We start from the raw sequence: 19,207 nt of genomic DNA, 5'->3' as shown, positions 1-19,207 counted from the left end.
AAGGCGTCCTGACCGCCACCACCCTACAACTGATAACTGAAACTGATGCTATACCGTGGCCGTCGGTTGAACGTATCCAGCGCTTCGTCCGACATCGGCTTGGCCGCCTCCAGCGCGACGTTGTAGTACTTCGCATCGCCGAACCTCAACCCCAGCGCCGCCGAGGACAAGTTGTTGCCTTGCACCGGCAACTGGTTGAACCAGGTCTTGGAGCGGTCCAGCACCACATACGGTTGCAGCACCCGCACCCAGTTGCCGTCGCGGTTGAAGCTGTAGTTCACCTCATACGCCACGCCCCAACCCTTGTCGCCGGACGCCTGGTCGTCGGGGTAACCGCGACCGAAATTCTGCCCACCGAACACCGCGCGTTCGCTGTCGGGCAGGGTGTCGTCGCTCCAGTACAGCGCGCCCGAGAGCACGCCTTGCCAGTTGTCGAAGAACTTGTCGCTCTGCACGCCCGATAGCCGCAGGCGCAGGAAATTCAGGTCCACGTCGGCATTGGTTTTCGCCCCCATGCTGTCGAGACCCTGATACACACCACCACTGAGAATCCGCAGTTGCCGGGCATCGGCCTGGCGCCAGTCGCTTTCGAAGGCGAGGGCGCGGATGTCGGTGCGGATTTCGACGCTGCGTGGGTCATCGACCACGTCGTAGCGGGTTTTGTCGTTGACCGCATACAGCCGCGCACCGGCGCTGAGTTGTTCGGTCGGCGAGGCGATCAGCGGATGGCTGAAGCCGATGGAGTAGCGATCATTTTCCCGGTGCGGCTTGAGCTCCAGGCCATTGTCGAGGAGCACATTGGTGCCGGGATCGGCGCGGTAGCGTGAGGCGGACAGACTCAGCTGCGTGCCTTCAGCGTTGAGGAATTGGCTGTAGTCCAGGCGATAGTAATGCTCATCATCGTGTCCCGGCGGAAACAACCCGCTGAGGCTCAGTTGTTCGCCCATAGATGTCTGGGAATTGCTGCTTACACCGAGCAGGGCCTGGGTGCTATTGCGGTTGTCTTCGGTGGTGCTCAGGCTGCTGGTGAACGGTTTGCGACTGGCTTGCACCGCCAGGTACGCCGCGCCGTCAGTGGTGCCCGGCGGCGGCACTTGTGCTTGCACGGTCACGCCGGGGATGCGAGTCATCAACGTGGTGTAGCGCTCGAAGGTCTTGCGGGTCAGTGGTCGTTCGGCCTGGAGCTTGGCCACCAGTTTGTCCAGCAGGCCTTTGACCCGTCCGAGGTCACCCTGAACCTGGTAATCCTTGATGTAGCCTTCCACCAACACCACCCGCGCCACGCCTTGGCTGAAATCCTGTTGGGGCAGGAAGGCGTAGGACAGCAAGTAGCCGTCCTGCTGATAACGGCGGGTGATACCGCGGGTGGCTTCGATCAATTCGCCGACGCTGGTTTCATGACCGAGCAGCGGTTGATAAAGCGTCGCCAGTTCGTTGAGCGGGTAAAGCGTCCCGCCCTCGATCTGCACGGTCTTGATCGTGACCTTGGTGCCCATCGTCAACGGTTGGGCCTGGGGCGCACCGGGCTCCGGCACTTGCAGCGGCGCCGCTTTCGGGCGGTAGGCGTCGGCGGGCAGGTTCGGCGCGGGGAGGTTGCGGATGGTTTCGTTACTGTTGAGGAAGGTGGGAAGGGTGTCGGCGAAAGCGAAAGTACTGACGGTCAGGCACAGCAGGGAAGCCATAACGCGCATAGGACACTCCATGGTCATATCGCAACATCCCGAGGCTCGTCAGCTGACTGAACCGGAACCACGAGGTGTCATGCTCCAAAAGAAAAAGCGGAAGACTCCATTCGAATCTTCCGCCTCCAACCAAGCGTAGGCGCCGTAGTTAAGGCCGTCGAATCGGCCAGGTGCAATTCAGCGTTTGTTGCCGGTCAGGCCGCCCAGCAAGCCACCAATTCCGCCGGTTGTGCCGGTGCCGGAAGTGCCGCCGCCGGTAGCGCCGGTAACCAATCCACCGACCGCGCCAACCGTGGCGCCGACGGTCGTGACGGTGTTGCCGACCGCTGCCACCACCGGGTTGGGCGCGGCGGCGGCAATGCTGCTGCCGACGTTGCCGACCGCGCCGCCAACCTGAGTGACCAGACCGTTGGCCGGTGCACCGAGGCCGGTGGCGGTGCCCACTTGTTGAGTGACATTGGTGACGGCGCTGGTGACTGGATTCAATGCCGTACCGACGGCGCCACCGACACTCGCAAGAGGTGCGGTCGGGGTCAGGTTGGGCGCGCTCGAACCACCCAATGCACCGCCTACCGAAGCCACTGTGCCGCCGACAGCGCCGAGGTTCACACCGCCGGCACTGACGACCGGGTTGGTGTTGCCAGCATTCAAACCAGCGCCGACATTCGCTACGGCACCGCCGACGGTTTGCAGCAATCCGGTGGTGCCGAGGCCGCCCGCACCGGCGCCCGGAGTCGCCACCAGGCCGCCGGTTGCACCAGCGGTGGTTGCCACGTTGGTCAGTGCTGCGCCCACGGTGTTGGTCAACGGATTACCGTCGCCGGCCGCCGTCACTTTGCCGCCCAGACCGCCGACGGCACCGGCGACGTTGCTGACCAGGCCGTTGACTGGAGCGCCCAGGCCGGTTGCGCTGCCGACTTTGCCGGTCAGGCCCTCGGTCAGTGTGACCACTGGCACCAAGACCTTGTTGCCGAGGCCGTTGCTGAGTGATCCCAAAGGCCCGGTGCTGGTAGCGACGTTCAAGGTATCGCCGAGCATGGTGACTTTTTCGCCGACACCACCGAGCACCGGTGTGACTTTGCTGACCACTCCGCCCACCAGTGGAATGCTGCCGGTGGCGGTGGCGAGTTTGCCGCTGATATCGGTCACGCCCATGCCGGCATCGGACACGACGTTGCCAACGATGGCGGTGGTTTTGGTGAGGGCTTGCGGGTCGGTGCCGATTTTACCCAGGCCATTGGTCAGCCCGCCGCCGATACTGTCCACGACATTGCCGGTGGTGTTGACGGCGCTTTGTACAACGCCTCCTACGACCGGCACCGTCGATAAAGAATTGCCGATGCTGCTGACACCGTCACCCACGCCGCTGACGGTTTTGCCCAGGTCGGAAACCACGGTGCTGGTGACCAGCGGCGTGACGGGTGTACCGCCGGTTCCTCCAGTTCCACCTGTGCCGCCAGTACCGCCAGTACCGCCAGTTCCACCGCCGGTGCCGCCCGTGCCTCCGGTGCCAGCAGTGCCGCCTGTTCCGCCGCCGGTGCCCCCAGTTCCGCCGGTTCCATCACCCGTACCACCCGTACCACCCGTGCCGCCTGTACCTGCGGTGCCGCCTGTGCCGCCAGTTCCGCCCGTGCCATCGGTGCCACCGGTTCCGGCCGTCCCACCCGTACCGCCGCCGGTGCCGTCAGTGCCTCCGGTCCCGGCCGTACCACCACCCGAGCCGTCAGTCCCACCGCTTGCGGAACCGCCGCTGCCGGCGCCCGCCGCACCCGCCGCACCGTCGGAAGAACCGCCGGAAGTGCTGTGATGGCCGCCACCGCCGCTGCTGCAACCCGCGAGGCCGAGAGAAAGGATCAACGCCAAAGCTGTTACTGATTTGCACCACACTTGAGTTTTCATGAGAGTGATTCCCTGCACCTGTTACAACGTTCGTTGTCTTCGATGGCCTGCCGATCTTTCGCCGGCAATGCCTTCGTCCGTTGTGTGCATCACAATCCGGCGGGCGCTTTCGCACCATTCTCAAGTTGGTATTAACCCCTTTATGCAGGGGCGTGCGGATGCAGCCTAAGGACTAATGCCTTGGGTGTAAGTCGGGTGGTTGGCTTAAAGGAAATTCTTTTTAAATCAATGGAGCGGGTTTTTAGCGAGGCGAGAGCGGCCGGCAAGGACACTTAAGATATATACACAATTAATCATGTTCCAGACCCGAAACTGTGGTGAGGGGGCTTGCCCCCGTTGGGTTGCGAAGCGACCCCGAGCACTCTGTCAGGTAAACCGCATCGGCAGGATTTGCGACTGCTACGCAGCCGAACGGGGGCAAGCCCCCTCGCCACAGGGGAACGACCTTCAAGCTCAGGCAACAGGCTGCCAATGCCCCACCATGTGCTCCAGCTCCCCGGCACCGACCAATTGCAGATCGCCACTGGACGCCGCCGCACTGGCCAGCAATGTCACCTCACTGGGCAAACGCACTGGCTTGCGAAACTGCACCGAAATCTCGATGTTCGCCGTCGGTAGATGATCCGCCAGCGCTGCCAGCGTCCGCGCCTTGTTCCACAACCCGTGGGCAATCGCCGTAGGAAACCCGAACAGCTTGGCGCTCGCCGCGCTCAGGTGAATCGGGTTGTAATCCCCGGACACCTTGGCGTATTGCCGGCCAATGTCCGCCGGAGCTTTCCAGCGTGTCACTTCCGTCAGGGCCAGCGTCGGTGTCAAAACCTCTTCAATCGGCTCGCCATCGAGTTTGACCCCGCGACACAGCATCTGGCTTTGCGCTTCCCACAGCGTGCCTAACTGATCATCCAGGGTCGTGATCAAATCGAACGTCGCGCCCTTGGCGTGCGGTTGCAGGTTCTGCACCTGCACACTGACCCGCGCGCGATGCACACCGCCCATTGGCCGCAACACGCGAATGCGATTGCTCAAATGAATCAGCCCCAGCAACGGGAACGGAAACTCTTTGGACGTCAGCAATTGCATCTGCAAGGCAAACGCCAGGACATGTGGATACGTCGGCGGCAGCAACCCGTTATCGGCAAAACCACAGACCTTGCGATAGTCCGCCAGGCGTTTCGGATCGACGTCGAGCCAGCAATGCAAACCCGTATCGGGCAGGGTCGTACCGGTGATTTTTCGACGCAGGGCTGCCCGCGCGTACAACCCGGGCAGGCTCGGTTCGCGGTTGAGTGTGTGCCAGTCAGTAATCATCGCTACGCCCCCAAGACACTTTGCCCACAAACCCGCAACGCTTGCCCGGTAAATGCGCCGGTGCCCGGTTGCGCCAGCCACGCCACCGCTTCGGCGACGTCTTGCGGCAAGCCGCCCTGACCCAGGGAACTCATGCGGCGCCCGGCTTCGCGCAGGCCGAACGGAATGTGCGCGGTCATCTGGGTTTCGATAAACCCCGGCGCCACCGCGTTGATACTGATGCCGCGTTCATGCAGCAGCGGTGCCCAGGCTTGGGCCAGACCGATCAACCCGGCCTTGCTCGCGGCGTAGTTGGTTTGCCCGCGATTGCCGGCGATGCCGCTGATGGAGGCCAGCAGAATCACCCGCCCGTTATCGCGCAGGCTGCCGGCATCGAGCAGGGCTTTGGTCAGCACTTGCGGGGCGTTGAGATTGACTGCGAGCACCGCGTCCCAGAATTCCGGGGTCATGTTGGCCAGGGTTTTGTCCCGGGTAATGCCGGCGTTGTGGACCACAATGTCGATGCCATCGGGCAAGTGTTCGATCAACTGCGCGGCGGCGTCTTCGGCGCAGATATCCAGGGTGATGCTCTGCCCGCCGAGGCGTGCGGCGAGGGCTTCGAGATCAGCCTTGGCCTGTGGCACGTCGAGCAGGATGACCTCGGCGCCGTCACGCGCCAGGGTTTCGGCGATGGAGGCGCCGATGCCGCGTGCCGCGCCAGTCACCAGCGCTTTGCGCCCGGATAACGGACGCGTCCAGTCCTGCACCGGCGTATCGCAAGCGACCAGGCGAATCACTTGCCCGGACACGAAAGCGCTTTTGGGCGAGAGGAAAAACCGCAGCGGTCCTTCCAGTTGATCCTCAGCCCCGTCGCCAACATAAATCAATTGCAGGGTGCCGCCGCTGCGCAGTTCTTTGGCCAGCGAACGGCTGAAACCTTCGAGGGCACGCTGGACACTGGAGGCGATCGGATCGCTCAGAGTTTCCGGTGCCCGTCCCAGGATCACTACGTGCGCGCTGCTATCGAGGTTTTTCATCAATGGCTGAAAGAACTCGCGCAGCTGTTTGAGCTGATCGGTCTGCACCAGGTGACTGGCGTCAAACACCACGGCCTTGAGTTTCGGGCCATGCCCGGGAATCCACGCGGTGGCCAGGGACGGTTCGGTGCCGTAGCTGTAAATTGCATCGGTCAGGCGATTGGCGAACACGCTGACATTTTCTGCCAGCGGTCCGCCGCCAATCAGCAGTGCCCCTTCGACCGGTCGCAGGCGTCCGGCCTGCCAGCGTTCCAGACGCACCGGCGACGGCAGGCCCAAGGCCCCGACCAGACGATGGCCGATGGACGAATTGGCGAAGTCGATATAACGGTCTGACATGGAACGCTCTCCGGCAGCTGGGGTTCAAAGTGTGGACCACGAATGGCGATCAGTCGTTCGATCCATGAGATTAGGCCTACGCTTGAACACAGCAGAGTAGGACATTCAAGGCAATTGCATTCCCCTGTGGGAGCGAGCTTGCTCGCGATGACGGCGGCACATCCAACCTTTATGTGTCTGAAAGACCGCTATCGCGAGCAAGCTCGCTCCCACAGGGTTCGGCGTTTCAATCGGAATTTTTAGGAGCTTTTCATGACCCAGCTGCGCCGCGTCGCGATCATTGGCGGTAACCGTATCCCTTTCGCCCGCTCCAACGGGCCGTACGCCACCGCCAGTAACCAGGCGATGCTCACCGCAGCGCTTGAAGGCTTGATCGAACGCTTCAACCTGCACGGTCTGCGCATGGGTGAAGTGGCGGCGGGGGCGGTGCTCAAGCATTCCCGGGATTTCAACCTGACCCGCGAATGCGTGCTCGGCTCGCGGCTGTCGCCGACCACACCGGCCTACGACATCCAGCAAGCCTGCGGCACCGGTCTTGAAGCCGCGTTGCTGGTGGCGAATAAAATTGCCTTGGGCCAGATCGAGTGCGGCATTGCCGGTGGCGTCGACACCACTTCCGATGCGCCAATCGGCATCAACGAAGGCCTGCGCAGAATCCTCCTGCAAGCCAACCGCGCCAAGACCACCGGCGACAAATTGAAAACCTTCCTGCAACTGCGCCCCGGTCACCTTATCCCCGAATTCCCGCGCAACGGCGAACCGCGTACCGGCCTGTCCATGGGCCAACACTGCGAATTGATGGCCCAGACCTGGAACATCCCTCGCGCCGAGCAGGACCAACTGGCCCTCGAAAGCCATCAGAAACTGGCGGCGTCCTACACCGAAGGCTGGCATAACGACCTGATGACGCCGTTCCTCGGCCTGACCCGCGACAACAACCTGCGCCCGGACCTGACCCTGGAAAAACTCGCTTCGCTCAAACCAGCCTTCGAGAAAAGCGCCAAGGGCACCATGACCGCTGGCAACTCCACGCCGCTCACCGATGGTGCTTCGCTGGTGTTGCTGGGCAGTGAAGAGTGGGCAAAAGAGCGCGGCTTGCCGATCCTCGCCTATTTGCGCGATGGCGAAGCGGCGGCGGTGGATTTCGTCAACGGCGCCGAAGGGCTGCTGATGGCGCCGGTGTATGCCGTGCCGCGCTTGCTCGCCCGCAACGGCCTGACCTTGCAAGACTTCGACTACTACGAAATCCACGAAGCCTTCGCCGCGCAAGTGCTGTGCACGCTGAAGGCCTGGGAAGATCCCGAATACTGCAAAACCCGCCTCAGCCTCGACGCGCCGCTGGGCTCCATTGATCGCAGCCGACTCAACGTCAAGGGCAGTTCGTTGGCGGCGGGGCATCCGTTTGCTGCGACCGGTGGACGGATCGTCGCCAACCTGGCGAAGTTGCTGGATGCGGCGGGCAAGGGGCGAGGGTTGATCTCTATCTGCGCGGCTGGCGGTCAAGGCGTCACGGCCATCATCGAACGCTAAGGTCGACCACAATTCCCCCTGTGGGAGCGAGCTTGCTCGCGATAGCGGTATGTCAGCTAAGTTGATGTCGACTGACGCGCCGTCATCGCGAGCAAGCTCGCTCCCACAGGGATATTTGTAAGACTTGATGACTTGATCTACCGTCGGCGTTATCTGCCGCCCTGCGACATAAGGCCCGTCAATGACGTCCAACGGACAACTCTCCCTCGAACGCTCGATTCCAGCGCTGACCGCTTTACCGCGCCCACTATTCGCTCGCGCCGAAAGCCTCAACGCCGGCTCTTGGACGCCGCCCCATCGCCACGACTGGGTTCAGTTTTCCTACGCCATCAGCGGCGTTCTCGGTGTGCACACCGCCGAAGGCAGTTTCTTCGCGCCGCCGCAGTGGGGCATCTGGATTCCGGCGGATCTGGAACACCAAGTCGTCACCTCGATGCGCGCCGAGATGCGCAGCCTGTATGTGCGTCGCGAGGATTGCCAATGGGCGGACGCGCGCTGTCGGGTGCTGGAAGTGACGCCACTGGCCCGTGAGCTGATCAAGAGTTTTTGCCTGCTGCCAGTGGAATATCCACAGGGCGACAGCCAGGAAGCGCGGCTGGTGAATGTGTTGCTGGATCAGTTGGCGAGTTTGCCCGAAGTTGAATTCTCGCTACCGTTGCCCCGGCATGAACGCTTGCTTGGGTTGTGCAACGAGCTGATCGAAAATCCTGAGCAGAACGTGACGTTGCAGGAATGGGCTGCCAGATTGGGCACTTCGGAGAAAACCCTGATGCGGTTGTTTCAACGCGAGACGGGGTTGAGCTTTCGCGGCTGGCGTCAGCGCGCGCGGCTGTTGTCGTCGCTGAGTTTGCTGGAGGAGGGCGACAGCGTGACGAATGCCGCGCTGGCTTGCGGGTATGACTCGACGTCAGCGTTTATTGCGGCGTTCAAGGGGTTGTTCGGGTTTACCCCGGGGGAGTTGTTTCGGCAGTAACACCGTCTTCGCGGGCAAGCCTCGCTCCTACAGTTAGACGCCGATCCCCTGTAGGAGCGAGGCTTGCCCGCGATTGGCCGCGAAGCGGCCACCGGGATTGATCGTTCCCACGCTCCGCGTGGGAATGCAGCCCGGGGCGCTCCGCGTCCCATCCAAAGCCGAACGCGGAGCGTCCGTTGAGGCATTCCCACGCAGAGCGTGGGAACGATCAAGCTAAACTCAGGTTCTAAACCGCCGAACCAACCCATCCAGCTCATTCGACAAACCGGCCAAACTCTGGGAATCCAGTCGCGCCGAGTTCGCCAGTTCCGCTACCAACTGCGCATCACCATGGATCTGGCTGATGTGCCGATTGATGTCCTCAGCCACCTGATGCTGTTCTTCCGCCGCCGTCGCAATCTGCGTGTTCATGTCGCGAATCACATCCACCGACTCACGAATCTGCCCGAAGCTGCTGCGCGCTTCGCCAATCCGGGTCACGGATTGCTGCGACACTTCCAGGCTCGCATGCATCTGCTGGGTCACCTGGCTGGTGCGCTTGGCGAGGTTGCCGAGCAAACCGTCGATTTCCGCCGTGGAATCGGCCGTGCGTTTGGCCAGGGCGCGGACTTCATCCGCCACCACCGCAAACCCGCGACCTTGTTCACCGGCTCGCGCCGCTTCAATCGCGGCGTTCAGTGCCAGCAGGTTGGTCTGTTCGGCAATCGAGCGAATGGTCCCCAGAATCGACTGAATGTCATTGCTGTCGCGTTCCAGTTGTTGCATCGACTGGGCCGACGATTCAATTTCCTGGCTCAAGCGATCAACGCTGGTCACCGCGGCATCGATCTGCTGCTGACCTTCGCGGGCCTGGCGCTGGCCACTGTCGGCCGACTCGGCGGCCTGGCTGCACGAGCGCGCGACTTCGTTGGCGGTGGCGACCATTTCGTGAAACGCCGTGGACACCATGTCCACCGCTTCACGCTGACGCCCGGCGGCTTCGGCCATGTCGCTGGAAACACGGGTCGAGCTCTGCGAGGTCGCGAGGATTTTGTTCGCGGCGCCGCCGATGCTCTGGATCAGGTTGCGGATCGCCGCCAGGAACTGGTTGAACCAACTGGCCAGTTGCGCAGTTTCGTCGCTGCCACGGATTTCCAGGTTCTTGGTCAGGTCGCCTTCACCCTGTGCGATACCTTCCAGACCGCTGGCCACACTGCTGATCGGCCGCACGATGACGCGGGCGAAACTGGCGCCGAGGATGGCGAAGAACACCGCCAGTACTGCGGCAATGCCCGCGATCAGCCAGGTCAGTTGGGTCGCCGAGCTCATCACGTCGGTTTGCTTGATCAGACCGATAAAGGTCCAGCCCAGTTGCTCCGACGGCCAGACGTTGGCCATGTAGCGCTCGCCGTTCAGCTCGACTTCCACCAGGCCTTTGCCGGCCTTGGCCAGTTGCGCGTAACCCTCGCCGAGGCTGCCCAGTGCCTTGAAGTTGTGTTCCGGTTGTTTCGGATCGACCAGCACGGTGCCGCTGTTTTCCAGCAGCATCAGGTAGCCGGTTTCGCCGAGTTTGATCTGTTTGACGATTTCGGTGAGCTGCTTGAGCGTCACGTCGATACTGACCACGCCGCCGTTGGTGCCCAACTTGTTATCGATGGTGCGCACGGTGCTGACGTAGGACGCGTCGTCCTGAGCCCAGTAATACGCCTCGGTGCGAAACGGCTTGCCGGGTTTGGCCTGCGCCGCTTTGTACCAGGGACGCTGGCGTGGGTCGTAGTTGTTCAGTTTCGCGTCGTCCGGCCAGGACACATAACCGCCGGCCGCGGTGCCGACGATCGCGTAGGCGTAGGACGGATGGGTGTTGCCCAGGTCCTGGAGGAGCGTGAAGACCTTTTTGTCCATCTCGCCCTGAGGAATGCTCTCGGCGTTGGCGGCCATGTAGGTCTTGAGGCTGTCGTCGGTGTTCTTGATCAGCGGCTGGGACGCCAGGTAATCGACGTTCTGGCTGATGCCGTCGAAAAACAACTGCATGGCATTCGCGACCTGGCGGATCTCGCGACCACTGCCGTCGACGAAATTGTCCTTGGCATCGCTGCGCAAGTTCAACACGACCAGGGTGGCGACCAGCACCACCGGCAAGCAGGCGATGATTGCAAACGCCCACGTCAATTTCTGTTTGATGTTCATCCGCGCTCCAGATTTTCTTGTAGGCCCACGCAGTGCAGATGACTCGCGGATTATTGGCAGCCGAAAACGGTATAGATCGACTCGGCTCCTTGAGGGCGGCATCGTCGTTTTAGTCGGGACGATTGTCGGACAAATCCTTTTCTCTCTAAGGACTTCGGCTGAAAAAACGGGAAATTGAGGACCGTTGAGAAAAAACCTACAAATAGAAGGAATACGGATGTCAGCTTCTGTCGTAAATGCCCTGTCATCCCTTCGCCAACAAGTGTCGGCGGCTCAGCTATGATCTCCACCGGTCGATGAACGGCGCAAAATTTGCTGCTTAAATTCGGCACATTGTGTGCATTGGCAATGTTCATAGGTCGGTAACCCCTCCCCGAGCTGCGAGGATTGCCGTATAACGAATGACTTTCGCGTGTTTGGTAATAAAGGACCCACAATAAAAGCTGATGAAGACTCCAAAACGCATTGAACCCCTGATCGAGGACGGTCTGGTCGACGAGGTGCTGCGCCCACTCATGAGTGGTAAAGAAGCAGCTGTTTATGTGGTGCGCTGCGGTAACGAGCTACGTTGCGCGAAGGTCTACAAGGAGGCGAATAAACGCAGTTTCCGGCAGGCGGCCGAGTATCAGGAAGGCCGCAAGGTGCGCAACAGCCGTCAGGCTCGGGCGATGGCCAAGGGTTCCAAGTTCGGCAAGAAAGAAACCGAGGACGCCTGGCAGAACGCCGAAGTGGCGGCCCTGTTTCGTCTGGCCGGCGCCGGTGTGCGGGTGCCCAAGCCGTATGACTTCCTCGAAGGCGTACTGCTGATGGAGCTGGTCGCCGATGAATACGGCGATGCCGCACCGCGTCTGAACGACGTGGTGCTGGAACCGGACCAGGCCCGTGAATATCACGCGTTCCTGATTTCCCAGATCGTGCTGATGTTGTGTACCGGTCTGGTGCACGGTGACCTGTCTGAGTTCAACGTACTGTTGACCCCGACCGGCCCGGTCATCATCGATCTGCCCCAGGCAGTGGACGCGGCGGGTAACAACCACGCGTTCAACATGCTGGAGCGGGACGTGGGCAACATGGCGTCCTACTTCGGGCGGTTTGCGCCGGAGTTGAAAAAGACCAAGTACGCCAAGGAAATGTGGGCCCTGTACGAAGCCGGCACCTTGCACCCGGCCAGCGTGTTGACCGGCGAGTTCGATGAGCCGGAAGAGCTGGCTGATGTTGGCGGCGTCATCCGCGAAATCGAGGCGGCACGCCTGGACGAAGAGCGCAAGCAAGCGGTGCGCGCGGCAGATGATGCGCCACCGGGTAAAACCGAAGAACCGCCTCCACCGTGGATGCAGTGATCGGTTAAAAAAAGCCCGGCTTCGGCCGGGTTTTTTTGTCGAAACGCTGACCCCCTGTAGGAGCTGCCGAGTGAAACGAGGCTGCGATCTTTTGATCTTGTTTTTAAAAATCAAAGTCAAAAGATCGCAGCCTCGTTTCACTCGACAGCTCCTACAGAGGACATCCCCACACTCAAGGATTGAATGTGAACTCCACCCGCAATGCCCACCTGATTATCACCGCCCGTCTGATCTCGGACTTCGGCGCGTTTCTCAACATGGTCGCCCTGGCCACTTACGTCTACGTGCTGAGCAACAGCGCCATGAGCGTCGCGATTTTCCTCGCCAGCCGCGTGTCCGGGGGGATTTTTGCCAGTTTGATCGGCACCACGTTCTATCGCCGCTGGTCCGGGCGTCTGCCGTTGATTGCCTTCGACTTGCTGCGCGCCGGGGTGCTCGGCCTGTTGCTGATTCTGCCGGTGACCCAGCAAGCTTTGCTGCTGCCGGTGATTGCCTTCGGCCTGGGCTTCGGCAATTCAATGTTCGCCATTGGCCTCAATAGCCAGTTGCCGAACCTGATCGACCGTGAACACCTGCTCAAGACCAACGCCTGGATCACCTCGGCGGCATCGATTGCGATGGTTGCTGGCAGTCTGGTAGCGGGGTTGGTCGTCGCGGCGTTTGGCTTTGAGGCAGTGTTCGCGCTGAATGTGGTCACGTACCTGCTGGCGGCGTTGTTGCTGGTGCCGTTGCATTTCCGCACAGCCGCCCCGAGTGCTGAATCAACTTCTGAACGAGGGCAGTGGTCAGCGCTGCTGCAAGGTTTACGCTCGGCTCCAGTGCTGGCGGCGATGCTCGCGGTGGCCATGGCGGACACCTTGGGTAGCGCTGCGCACAACGTCGGGTACCCGATCATCTCGCGACTGCTGACGCCGGAATCCGCCAGCACTACATTGGGCTTGATGCTGGCAGTCTGGGCCAGCGGCAAACTCATCGGCGCGCGGATCGCCAGCCGCCTCAAAGGCTCGGACAACATCAACCTGGAGCGGCGTTTTTTCTACGGCGTGCTGCTGATGTCCTGCGGCTTCATCCTGATGTTCCAGCAACACACGCTGTACGGTTTGCTGCTGTTCTCGTTGCCGGCGGGACTGGGCGACGGGTTTTCCGAAGTCGGCCTGATGTCACGTCTGCAACGGGAACCGGATCACTTGCGCCTGCCGATTTTCAGCTTCCTGACCCTGCTGCAAATGACCGGGTTCGGCATCGGCATGCTGATCGCCGCACCGTTCTACGCCTGGTGGACCCCCGGCGCGGTGGTGATGCTGTTCCACGGTATTCCCCTCACCACGTTGCTGGTGATGAAGGGTTTGTCCGTCAGGCGCGGACAGATTCGGCGCAGCAGCCCGACGCCAGCTCCTTGAGGATTGGGCAGTCCGGGCGGTGGTCGCCGTGGCAGTGCTCGACCAGGTCCTGCAAGGTGTCGCGCAACTGGCCGAGCTCGCGGATTTTCTGGTTCAGCTCGTCGATGTGCTGACGGGCCAAGGCTTTCACATCGGCGCTGGCCCGCTGGCGGTCTTGCCAGAGGGTCAGCAATTTGCCGACCTCTTCCAGTGAAAAGCCCAAATCCCGCGAGCGCTTGATAAAGGCCAGCGTGTGCAGGTCGTCATCGCCGTAGACCCGATACCCGCTGTCGGTGCGGTGGGCAGCCTTGAGCAAGCCGATGGACTCGTAATAACGGATCATCTTCGCGCTCAGGCCGCTGTGGCGAGCCGCTTGGCCGATGTTCATCGATTGTCCTCCAGATCCTTGGGTTTCCAGGTTTTCAACAGTAGCGCATTGCTCACCACGCTGACGCTCGACAGTGCCATGGCCGCGCCGGCCAGCACCGGGTTGAGGAAGCCGAACGCCGCCAGCGGAATGCCGATCAGGTTATAGACGAAGGCCCAGAACAGGTTCTGGCGAATCTTCGCGTAGGTCTTGCGGCTGATCTCCAGCGCCGCCGGCACCAGTCGCGGATCGCCGCGCATCAGGGTGATCCCGGCGGCGTGCATCGCTACATCGGTGCCGCCGCCCATGGCGATGCCAATGTCTGCGGCGGCCAGTGCCGGGGCGTCGTTGATACCGTCGCCGACCATCGCCACCACGCCGGTTTTCTTCAGTTCGGCGACGGTGGCGGCTTTGTCTGCCGGGAGGACTTCGGCGTGCACATCTTTGATCCCCAACGCTTCGGCGACGACCTTGGCGCTGCCCCGATTGTCGCCGGTCAGCAGGTGGCTGCTGATGTTCCGCGCGTTGAGTTGTTGCACCGCTTGCAGCGCGCCGGGCTTGAGGGTGTCGCCGAACGCAAACAGGCCGAGCACGCGCGGTTCGGGGCTTTGCTCGATCAGCCAGGACAGGGTTCGACCTTCGGTTTCCCAATCTTTAGCGGAATCGGCCAATGACCCGGCACTCAAATCGCTTTCTTCCAGCAGACGACGATTACCCAGCGCCAACCGACGACCGCCGAGCGTGCCAGCAATGCCGCGCCCGGTCAGCGACTGGCTGTCGGTGACATCGGCCACGACCACTCCGCGTTCAGCACAAGCATCCAGCACCGCCTTGGCCAACGGGTGTTCGCTGCCCCGTTGCAGCGCGCCGGCCATTTGCAACAGTGGCGCATCATCACCATCAACCGCACTTAAATGCGCGATGCGCGGTGTACCAGACGTCAGGGTGCCGGTCTTGTCGAACACTACCGCGCTGACTTCATGGGCGCGCTCCAACGCTTCGGCGTCCTTGATCAGAATCCCGTAACGCGCAGCGACGCCAGTGCCGGCCATGATCGCGGTCGGCGTGGCCAGGCCCAAGGCGCAAGGGCAGGCGATGACCAGCACCGCGACGGCGTTGATCAACGCGGTTTCAATCGGCGCGCCATACAGCCACCAGCCAATTAACGTCGCCAAGGCCAGGACCAACACCGTTGGCACAAACACCTGGCTGACTTTATCCACCAGTTTCTGGATCGGCGCTTTCGCCGCCTGGGCGTCTTCGACCAGACGAATGATTCGCGCCAATACGGTTTCCGCGCCGAGCGCCAAGGTGCGCACCAGCAAGCGTCCTTCGCCATTGATCGCGCCGCCGGTGACCTTGTCGCCGGGTTGTTTCGGCACCGGCAGGCTTTCGCCGCTGATGAGCGCTTCGTCGGCATGGCTTTGGCCTTCCACCACTTCGCCATCCACCGGGAAACGTTCGCCGGGTTTGACCATGACCAAGTCATTCAGGCGCAAGGCACTGATGGCGACGTCCTGTTCACGGCCATCGATCACTTGAATCGCCCGTTCTGGTCGCAGCGCTTCCAGTGCGCGAATGGCGCTGGCGGTCTGGCGTTTGGCGCGGCTTTCCAGGTATTTACCCAGCAAGACCAACGCAATCACCACCGCCGACGCTTCGAAATACAGATGCGGCATGCGTCCGGCAGCGGTGGCCCATTCATAAAGGCTCAAGCCATACCCGGCGCTGGTGCCCAGGGCGACCAGCAAATCCATATTGCCGGCACCGGCGCGCACGGCTTTCCAGGCCGCCACGTAGAAACGCGCACCGAAGATGAATTGCACCGGCGTGGCCAAGGCGAACTGCGCCCAGGCCGGTAACATCCAGTGCACGCCAAACGGTTGCAGCAGCATCGGCAACACCAGCGGCAAGGCCAGGGCGATGGCTGCGAGCAAGATCCAGCGCTCACGTTGCAGGCGGGTTTGTTGATTATCGGTAGGGTGTTCGACTTCCCAGACGCTAGCGTTGTAGCCAGCCTTGGTCACGGCGGCGATCAGGGTTTGCGGATCGACCTGGCCGAGCAGTTCGAGGTGAGCGCGTTCGTTGGCCAGGTTGACGCTGACGCTTTTCACCCCTGGCACTTTATTCAAGGCCCGTTCGACTCGACCGACGCAGGACGCGCAAGTCATGCCGTCGATGCTCAATTCCAGACTTTGCTGCGGCACGCTGTAACCGGCCTGCTGCACCGCGTCCATCAAGGCCGGCAGACTGTCGCTGGGTGCCTGGATGCGCGCCTGTTCCGTGGCCAGGTTGACGCTGACAGCGGTGGCGCCGATGACTTTGCTCAAGGCACGCTCGACACGCCCGGCGCAACTGGCGCAGGTCATGCCGGCAATCGGCAGATCGAAAGTGGTGGATTCGGACATCGGTCACGCTCCCTGTAGAAAGTGCCTACAGGATCAACCTTGCCATGCGGGCAAGGTCAAGCGCCAATCTAAAACTGTAGGAGCGAGGCTTGCCCGCGAAGAGGCCATAACAGTCAGCATTGATGTTGAATGTTACGGCCTCTTCGCGGGCAAGCCTCGCTCCTACAAGGTAGGTGGTGATTAATATTCGAGGGCAGCAGGCTTGAGGTACATCCCTTCCTGCGTCATCGCAATCCGGAACTTCAACACGTCGCCAGCCTTGAGCGTGATGTTCTGTGAGCCCGGCGCCAGCATGCCCGCATTGCAACCCGGTGCCTGGCCCGGCAGCAGTTTCAGGCGCAGGGACACATTGCCCGGGGGCAGGTTGAACGAGGTGCTCTGTTCCTGGAACAGTCGCGCCGACAACTGGTCCTGAATGTAAACGCCGATCTCGCAGGAGGTCGCGACTTCCAGGCGCTCACGGGAAATGATCAGGACGCCGTAATCTTCCCCGGCGGCATTGGCCGAGGGCAGGGCGGCGAAAAGGCTGAGGAAGCCAAACAGGCTGAGAGCTGACCAGCGCATGGCTGAATCTCCTGAGGTCGAGTCATTGATGATGCAGCTTGGCCGAGCGCGACGGCGATTGCCAGCCCGGCAGTTTATTCCAGAACTTGACCTTGCCATGGTGGCAAGCTCGAGACTGCCTCCAGTGTTACCAAAAAGCCTCACTCAAGGAGTCACTCCATGCAAGTGTTCAACGTTCAAGGCATGTCCTGCGGTCACTGCGTCAAGGCCATCACCCAAGCCCTGCAAGCGAAGGATCCGGCGGCCAGTGTGCGGGTTGATCTGGCGGCAAAGGAGGTCGGGGTTGAAAGCGCGTTAACCACCGAGCAGGTGATCGCCGCGATCACTGAAGAAGGCTATGACGCCAAGGTTGTCTGAAGCCAATCACAATCCTTGTGGGAGCGGGCTTGTGTGGCGAGGGGGCTTGCCCCCGTTCGGCTGCGAAGCAGTCGTCAATCCAGACAGCTCGTTCAAGCTGAAAGACTTTGGGGCCGCTTCGCGGCCCAACGGGGGCAAGCCCCCTCGCCACACAAGCTCGCTCCCACAGGGTTTTGTGTTTTATCTGACAGGCATCAGTTACCTGAGAGTTTTTAATAGTTAGCGACCTATCGGAATGTTCAAGGCGTCCCCGCCCGGCTAGACTGTCGAGCTGCCGACCCACGCCCAACTGGATGCCCGATGAACTTCCGTACCATTTTGATTCTTGGCGCCCTGACCGCTTTCGGTCCGCTGGCGATCGATTTCTACTTGCCGGCGTTCCCGGCGATCGCGCAGTCCTTTGGCACCGACGAAAAACACGTGCAGATGACGCTGGCCGCGTATTTCCTCGGTTTGTCCATTGGTCAGCTGCTCTACGGGCCGGTGGCGGATCGGTTCGGGCGGCGTATTCCGCTGCTCACTGGCGTCGGTTTGTTCACGGTAGCGTCCCTGGCCTGCGCGTTTGCACCGAACCTGGAATGGCTGATGGGCGCGCGATTCATCCAGGCGCTGGGCGGTTGCGCGGGGATGGTGATTTCACGGGCGGTGGTCAGCGATAAATGCGATGCGGTGGGCTCGGCAAAAGTCTTTTCGCAACTGATGTTGGTGATGGGCCTGGCGCCGATCTTGGCACCGATGCTCGGCGGGTTGTTGGTCAACACCACCGGCTGGCAGTCGATCTTCCTGGTGCTGACCGGGTTCAGCGCCCTGGCTGCATTGGCCGTGGCCCTCGGGTTGCCGGAAAGCCTGCCGGACTACGTGCCGCGCCAACCGTTGAAGGGCGCGTTGCGTCAGTATGGTCGGTTGCTGGCCGATCCGGTCTACCTCGGCCACGCCTTGACCGGCGGTCTCGCCGTCGCCGGCATGTTTGCCTACATCTCCGGTTCGCCGTTTGTCTTCATCAAGCTTTACGGCGTGCCGGCCGAGCATTTTGGCTGGCTGTTCGGCACCAACGCGGCGGGATTCATTCTGGTGGCGCAGGTCAATGCGCGATTGCTGGCCAAGCGCGGCCCGGCGTTCCTGCTGGTGCGCACGGTGTGGATTTATCTGGGCGCGGGCCTGACATTGCTTGCCGTCAGCGCGCTGCACACCGAACAACTATGGCCGCTGCTGATTCCATTGTTTGTGTGTATCGCCAGCCTCGGTTGCATCCTGCCTAACGCCTCGGCTTGCGCCATGAACGGGCAGGGCGCCCGCGCCGGCAGTGCGTCGGCGTTACTCGGGTGCCTGCAATTCAGCATCGCCGCCGGGGCATCGGCGCTGGTGGGAGTTTTGCACGACGGCAGCGCCATGCCGATGGCCATGGTCATCAGCCTGTGCGGAATTCTGGTGGTGAGCGCCGCGATGCTCACCCGACGTTTACAAAATGCCCGGGCACTGGCCCAAGCCGCGGTCTGATACCGGAGTTAGCCAGCGGCACGCTGCTGGCGGTCGGGGATTTGGTGAGGGGCGTGGAGCCGCGCTTCAAGGGTTCGGGTGAAGGCGCGCGCTTCAGCTTCGCTGCGGAACGTGACGGCGTGTTGATCGAGACGAACTTGCCACTGGGATGTTGCCACTTCTTTTATCAGGATCTTCATTGCTGACCTCCTTAAGTAAAAGACTGTGTCGCAGAGGTCTCGATTGTAGACCCGAATACGATCGCAATTGTGACAACGGTCAACTCTCAGACTGACGGTTCGCCATACGGCTTTTTGTAGGAGCGGGGGGGGGGGGGGGGGGGGGGGGGGGGGGGGGGGGGGGGGGGGGGGGGGGGGGCGCCGCCCCCCCCCCCCCACCCCCG

The 19,207-nt window shown here is 61.8% G+C and carries 15 protein-coding genes and 1 pseudogene; 6 read left to right on the top strand and 10 right to left on the bottom strand.

Annotated features, from left to right (window positions below; translation table 11 throughout):
- Positions 1 to 23: 23 nt before the first annotated feature.
- The 4 genes from ACIOYV_RS29280 to ACIOYV_RS29265 form a co-directional block, all read right to left on the bottom strand.
- On the bottom strand, positions 24 to 1,691 hold the full coding sequence (locus ACIOYV_RS29280) for a ShlB/FhaC/HecB family hemolysin secretion/activation protein (protein ID WP_401329416.1): 1,668 nt from the start codon (positions 1,689 to 1,691) through the stop codon (positions 24 to 26).
- A 168-nt stretch (positions 1,692 to 1,859) separates the two neighbouring features.
- Positions 1,860 to 3,581 (bottom strand): collagen-like triple helix repeat-containing protein, encoded by a 1,722-nt coding sequence (locus ACIOYV_RS29275; RefSeq protein ID WP_401329413.1) that lies wholly within the window; start codon positions 3,579 to 3,581, stop codon positions 1,860 to 1,862.
- Positions 3,582 to 4,034: 453 nt separating this feature from the next.
- Positions 4,035 to 4,889, bottom strand: a complete 855-nt coding sequence (locus ACIOYV_RS29270) for a MaoC family dehydratase (RefSeq protein WP_401329410.1) — start codon at positions 4,887 to 4,889, stop codon at positions 4,035 to 4,037.
- 2 nt (positions 4,890 to 4,891) lie between these two features.
- On the bottom strand, positions 4,892 to 6,244 hold the full coding sequence (locus ACIOYV_RS29265; protein ID WP_401329407.1) for a 3-oxoacyl-ACP reductase: 1,353 nt from the start codon (positions 6,242 to 6,244) through the stop codon (positions 4,892 to 4,894).
- Positions 6,245 to 6,496: 252 nt separating this feature from the next.
- Between ACIOYV_RS29265 and ACIOYV_RS29260 the strand changes: the two genes are divergently transcribed.
- Positions 6,497 to 7,774, top strand: a complete 1,278-nt coding sequence (locus tag ACIOYV_RS29260; RefSeq protein ID WP_401329404.1) for an acetyl-CoA C-acetyltransferase — start codon at positions 6,497 to 6,499, stop codon at positions 7,772 to 7,774.
- Positions 7,775 to 7,955: 181 nt separating this feature from the next.
- Positions 7,956 to 8,747 (top strand): helix-turn-helix transcriptional regulator, encoded by a 792-nt coding sequence (locus ACIOYV_RS29255; protein WP_163908176.1) that lies wholly within the window; start codon positions 7,956 to 7,958, stop codon positions 8,745 to 8,747.
- A 219-nt stretch (positions 8,748 to 8,966) separates the two neighbouring features.
- On the opposite strand, the gene ACIOYV_RS29250 is transcribed toward ACIOYV_RS29255, so the two are convergent.
- Positions 8,967 to 9,695 carry a methyl-accepting chemotaxis protein gene (locus ACIOYV_RS29250; RefSeq protein WP_401329489.1) on the bottom strand — a complete coding sequence of 243 codons (729 nt, stop codon included), beginning with the start codon at positions 9,693 to 9,695 and terminating at the stop codon, positions 8,967 to 8,969.
- Positions 9,696 to 9,824: 129 nt separating this feature from the next.
- Positions 9,825 to 10,913, bottom strand: a pseudogene (locus ACIOYV_RS29245) (cache domain-containing protein); the annotation flags it as partial.
- A gap of 446 nt (positions 10,914 to 11,359) precedes the next feature.
- Here ACIOYV_RS29245 and ACIOYV_RS29240 point away from each other — a divergent pair.
- Together ACIOYV_RS29240 and ACIOYV_RS29235 are read left to right on the top strand one after the other, a co-directional pair.
- Positions 11,360 to 12,253, top strand: coding sequence for a PA4780 family RIO1-like protein kinase (locus ACIOYV_RS29240; protein WP_201189303.1), 894 nt, complete (start codon positions 11,360 to 11,362; stop codon positions 12,251 to 12,253).
- Between the two features lie 185 nt (positions 12,254 to 12,438).
- On the top strand, positions 12,439 to 13,653 hold the full coding sequence (locus ACIOYV_RS29235; RefSeq protein WP_401329400.1) for an MFS transporter: 1,215 nt from the start codon (positions 12,439 to 12,441) through the stop codon (positions 13,651 to 13,653).
- Here the strand turns inward: ACIOYV_RS29235 and cueR are convergent.
- From cueR to ACIOYV_RS29220, 3 genes are all read right to left on the bottom strand, one after another.
- Positions 13,607 to 14,020, bottom strand: coding sequence for a Cu(I)-responsive transcriptional regulator (gene cueR, locus ACIOYV_RS29230; protein ID WP_401329397.1), 414 nt, complete (start codon positions 14,018 to 14,020; stop codon positions 13,607 to 13,609). The genes ACIOYV_RS29235 and cueR overlap by 47 nt on opposite strands.
- A complete protein-coding gene (locus ACIOYV_RS29225) occupies positions 14,017 to 16,407 on the bottom strand; it encodes a heavy metal translocating P-type ATPase (protein WP_401329394.1) in 2,391 nt (796 codons plus the stop codon). The genes cueR and ACIOYV_RS29225 overlap by 4 nt, the downstream gene beginning before the upstream one ends.
- A gap of 180 nt (positions 16,408 to 16,587) precedes the next feature.
- Positions 16,588 to 16,971 (bottom strand): hypothetical protein, encoded by a 384-nt coding sequence (locus ACIOYV_RS29220; RefSeq protein WP_054043980.1) that lies wholly within the window; start codon positions 16,969 to 16,971, stop codon positions 16,588 to 16,590.
- 159 nt (positions 16,972 to 17,130) lie between these two features.
- Between ACIOYV_RS29220 and ACIOYV_RS29215 the strand changes: the two genes are divergently transcribed.
- Together ACIOYV_RS29215 and ACIOYV_RS29210 are read left to right on the top strand one after the other, a co-directional pair.
- The gene (locus tag ACIOYV_RS29215; protein ID WP_401329391.1) at positions 17,131 to 17,328 is read left to right on the top strand and encodes a heavy-metal-associated domain-containing protein; all 198 of its coding nucleotides are present in this window, start codon (positions 17,131 to 17,133) and stop codon (positions 17,326 to 17,328) included.
- A gap of 300 nt (positions 17,329 to 17,628) precedes the next feature.
- Positions 17,629 to 18,825: a multidrug effflux MFS transporter gene (locus ACIOYV_RS29210; RefSeq protein WP_054043978.1), complete on the top strand. Its 1,197-nt coding sequence runs from the start codon at positions 17,629 to 17,631 to the stop codon at positions 18,823 to 18,825.
- 8 nt (positions 18,826 to 18,833) lie between these two features.
- On the opposite strand, the gene ACIOYV_RS29205 is transcribed toward ACIOYV_RS29210, so the two are convergent.
- Entirely contained in the window at positions 18,834 to 19,004 is a 171-nt protein-coding gene (locus tag ACIOYV_RS29205; RefSeq protein ID WP_166656054.1) for a hypothetical protein, read from the bottom strand.
- Positions 19,005 to 19,207: the final 203 nt, after the last annotated feature.

Origin of the sequence: Pseudomonas sp. NPDC087342, assembly GCF_044744265.1 — a bacterium.
Taxonomy (GTDB): Bacteria; Pseudomonadota; Gammaproteobacteria; order Pseudomonadales; family Pseudomonadaceae; genus Aquipseudomonas; species Aquipseudomonas nunensis.
The sequence above is the reverse complement of the archived record's forward strand: the minus strand, read 5'-3'. Positions and strand labels throughout refer to the sequence as shown.

Bases quoted from the DNA above. Each gene is read 5' to 3' on its own strand.
- ACIOYV_RS29280 (WP_401329416.1), bottom strand. From the start codon at position 1,691: ATGCGCGTTATGGCTTCCCTGCTGTGCCTGACCGTCAGTACTTTCGCT.
- ACIOYV_RS29275 (WP_401329413.1), bottom strand. From the start codon at position 3,581: ATGAAAACTCAAGTGTGGTGCAAATCAGTAACAGCTTTGGCGTTGATC.
- ACIOYV_RS29270 (WP_401329410.1), bottom strand. From the start codon at position 4,889: ATGATTACTGACTGGCACACACTCAACCGCGAACCGAGCCTGCCCGGG.
- ACIOYV_RS29265 (WP_401329407.1), bottom strand. From the start codon at position 6,244: ATGTCAGACCGTTATATCGACTTCGCCAATTCGTCCATCGGCCATCGT.
- ACIOYV_RS29260 (WP_401329404.1), top strand. From the start codon at position 6,497: ATGACCCAGCTGCGCCGCGTCGCGATCATTGGCGGTAACCGTATCCCT.
- ACIOYV_RS29255 (WP_163908176.1), top strand. From the start codon at position 7,956: ATGACGTCCAACGGACAACTCTCCCTCGAACGCTCGATTCCAGCGCTG.
- ACIOYV_RS29250 (WP_401329489.1), bottom strand. From the start codon at position 9,695: ATGGTGTCCACGGCGTTTCACGAAATGGTCGCCACCGCCAACGAAGTC.
- ACIOYV_RS29240 (WP_201189303.1), top strand. From the start codon at position 11,360: ATGAAGACTCCAAAACGCATTGAACCCCTGATCGAGGACGGTCTGGTC.
- cueR (WP_401329397.1), bottom strand. From the start codon at position 14,020: ATGAACATCGGCCAAGCGGCTCGCCACAGCGGCCTGAGCGCGAAGATG.
- ACIOYV_RS29225 (WP_401329394.1), bottom strand. From the start codon at position 16,407: ATGTCCGAATCCACCACTTTCGATCTGCCGATTGCCGGCATGACCTGC.
- ACIOYV_RS29220 (WP_054043980.1), bottom strand. From the start codon at position 16,971: ATGCGCTGGTCAGCTCTCAGCCTGTTTGGCTTCCTCAGCCTTTTCGCC.
- ACIOYV_RS29215 (WP_401329391.1), top strand. From the start codon at position 17,131: ATGCAAGTGTTCAACGTTCAAGGCATGTCCTGCGGTCACTGCGTCAAG.
- ACIOYV_RS29210 (WP_054043978.1), top strand. From the start codon at position 17,629: ATGAACTTCCGTACCATTTTGATTCTTGGCGCCCTGACCGCTTTCGGT.
- ACIOYV_RS29205 (WP_166656054.1), bottom strand. From the start codon at position 19,004: ATGAAGATCCTGATAAAAGAAGTGGCAACATCCCAGTGGCAAGTTCGT.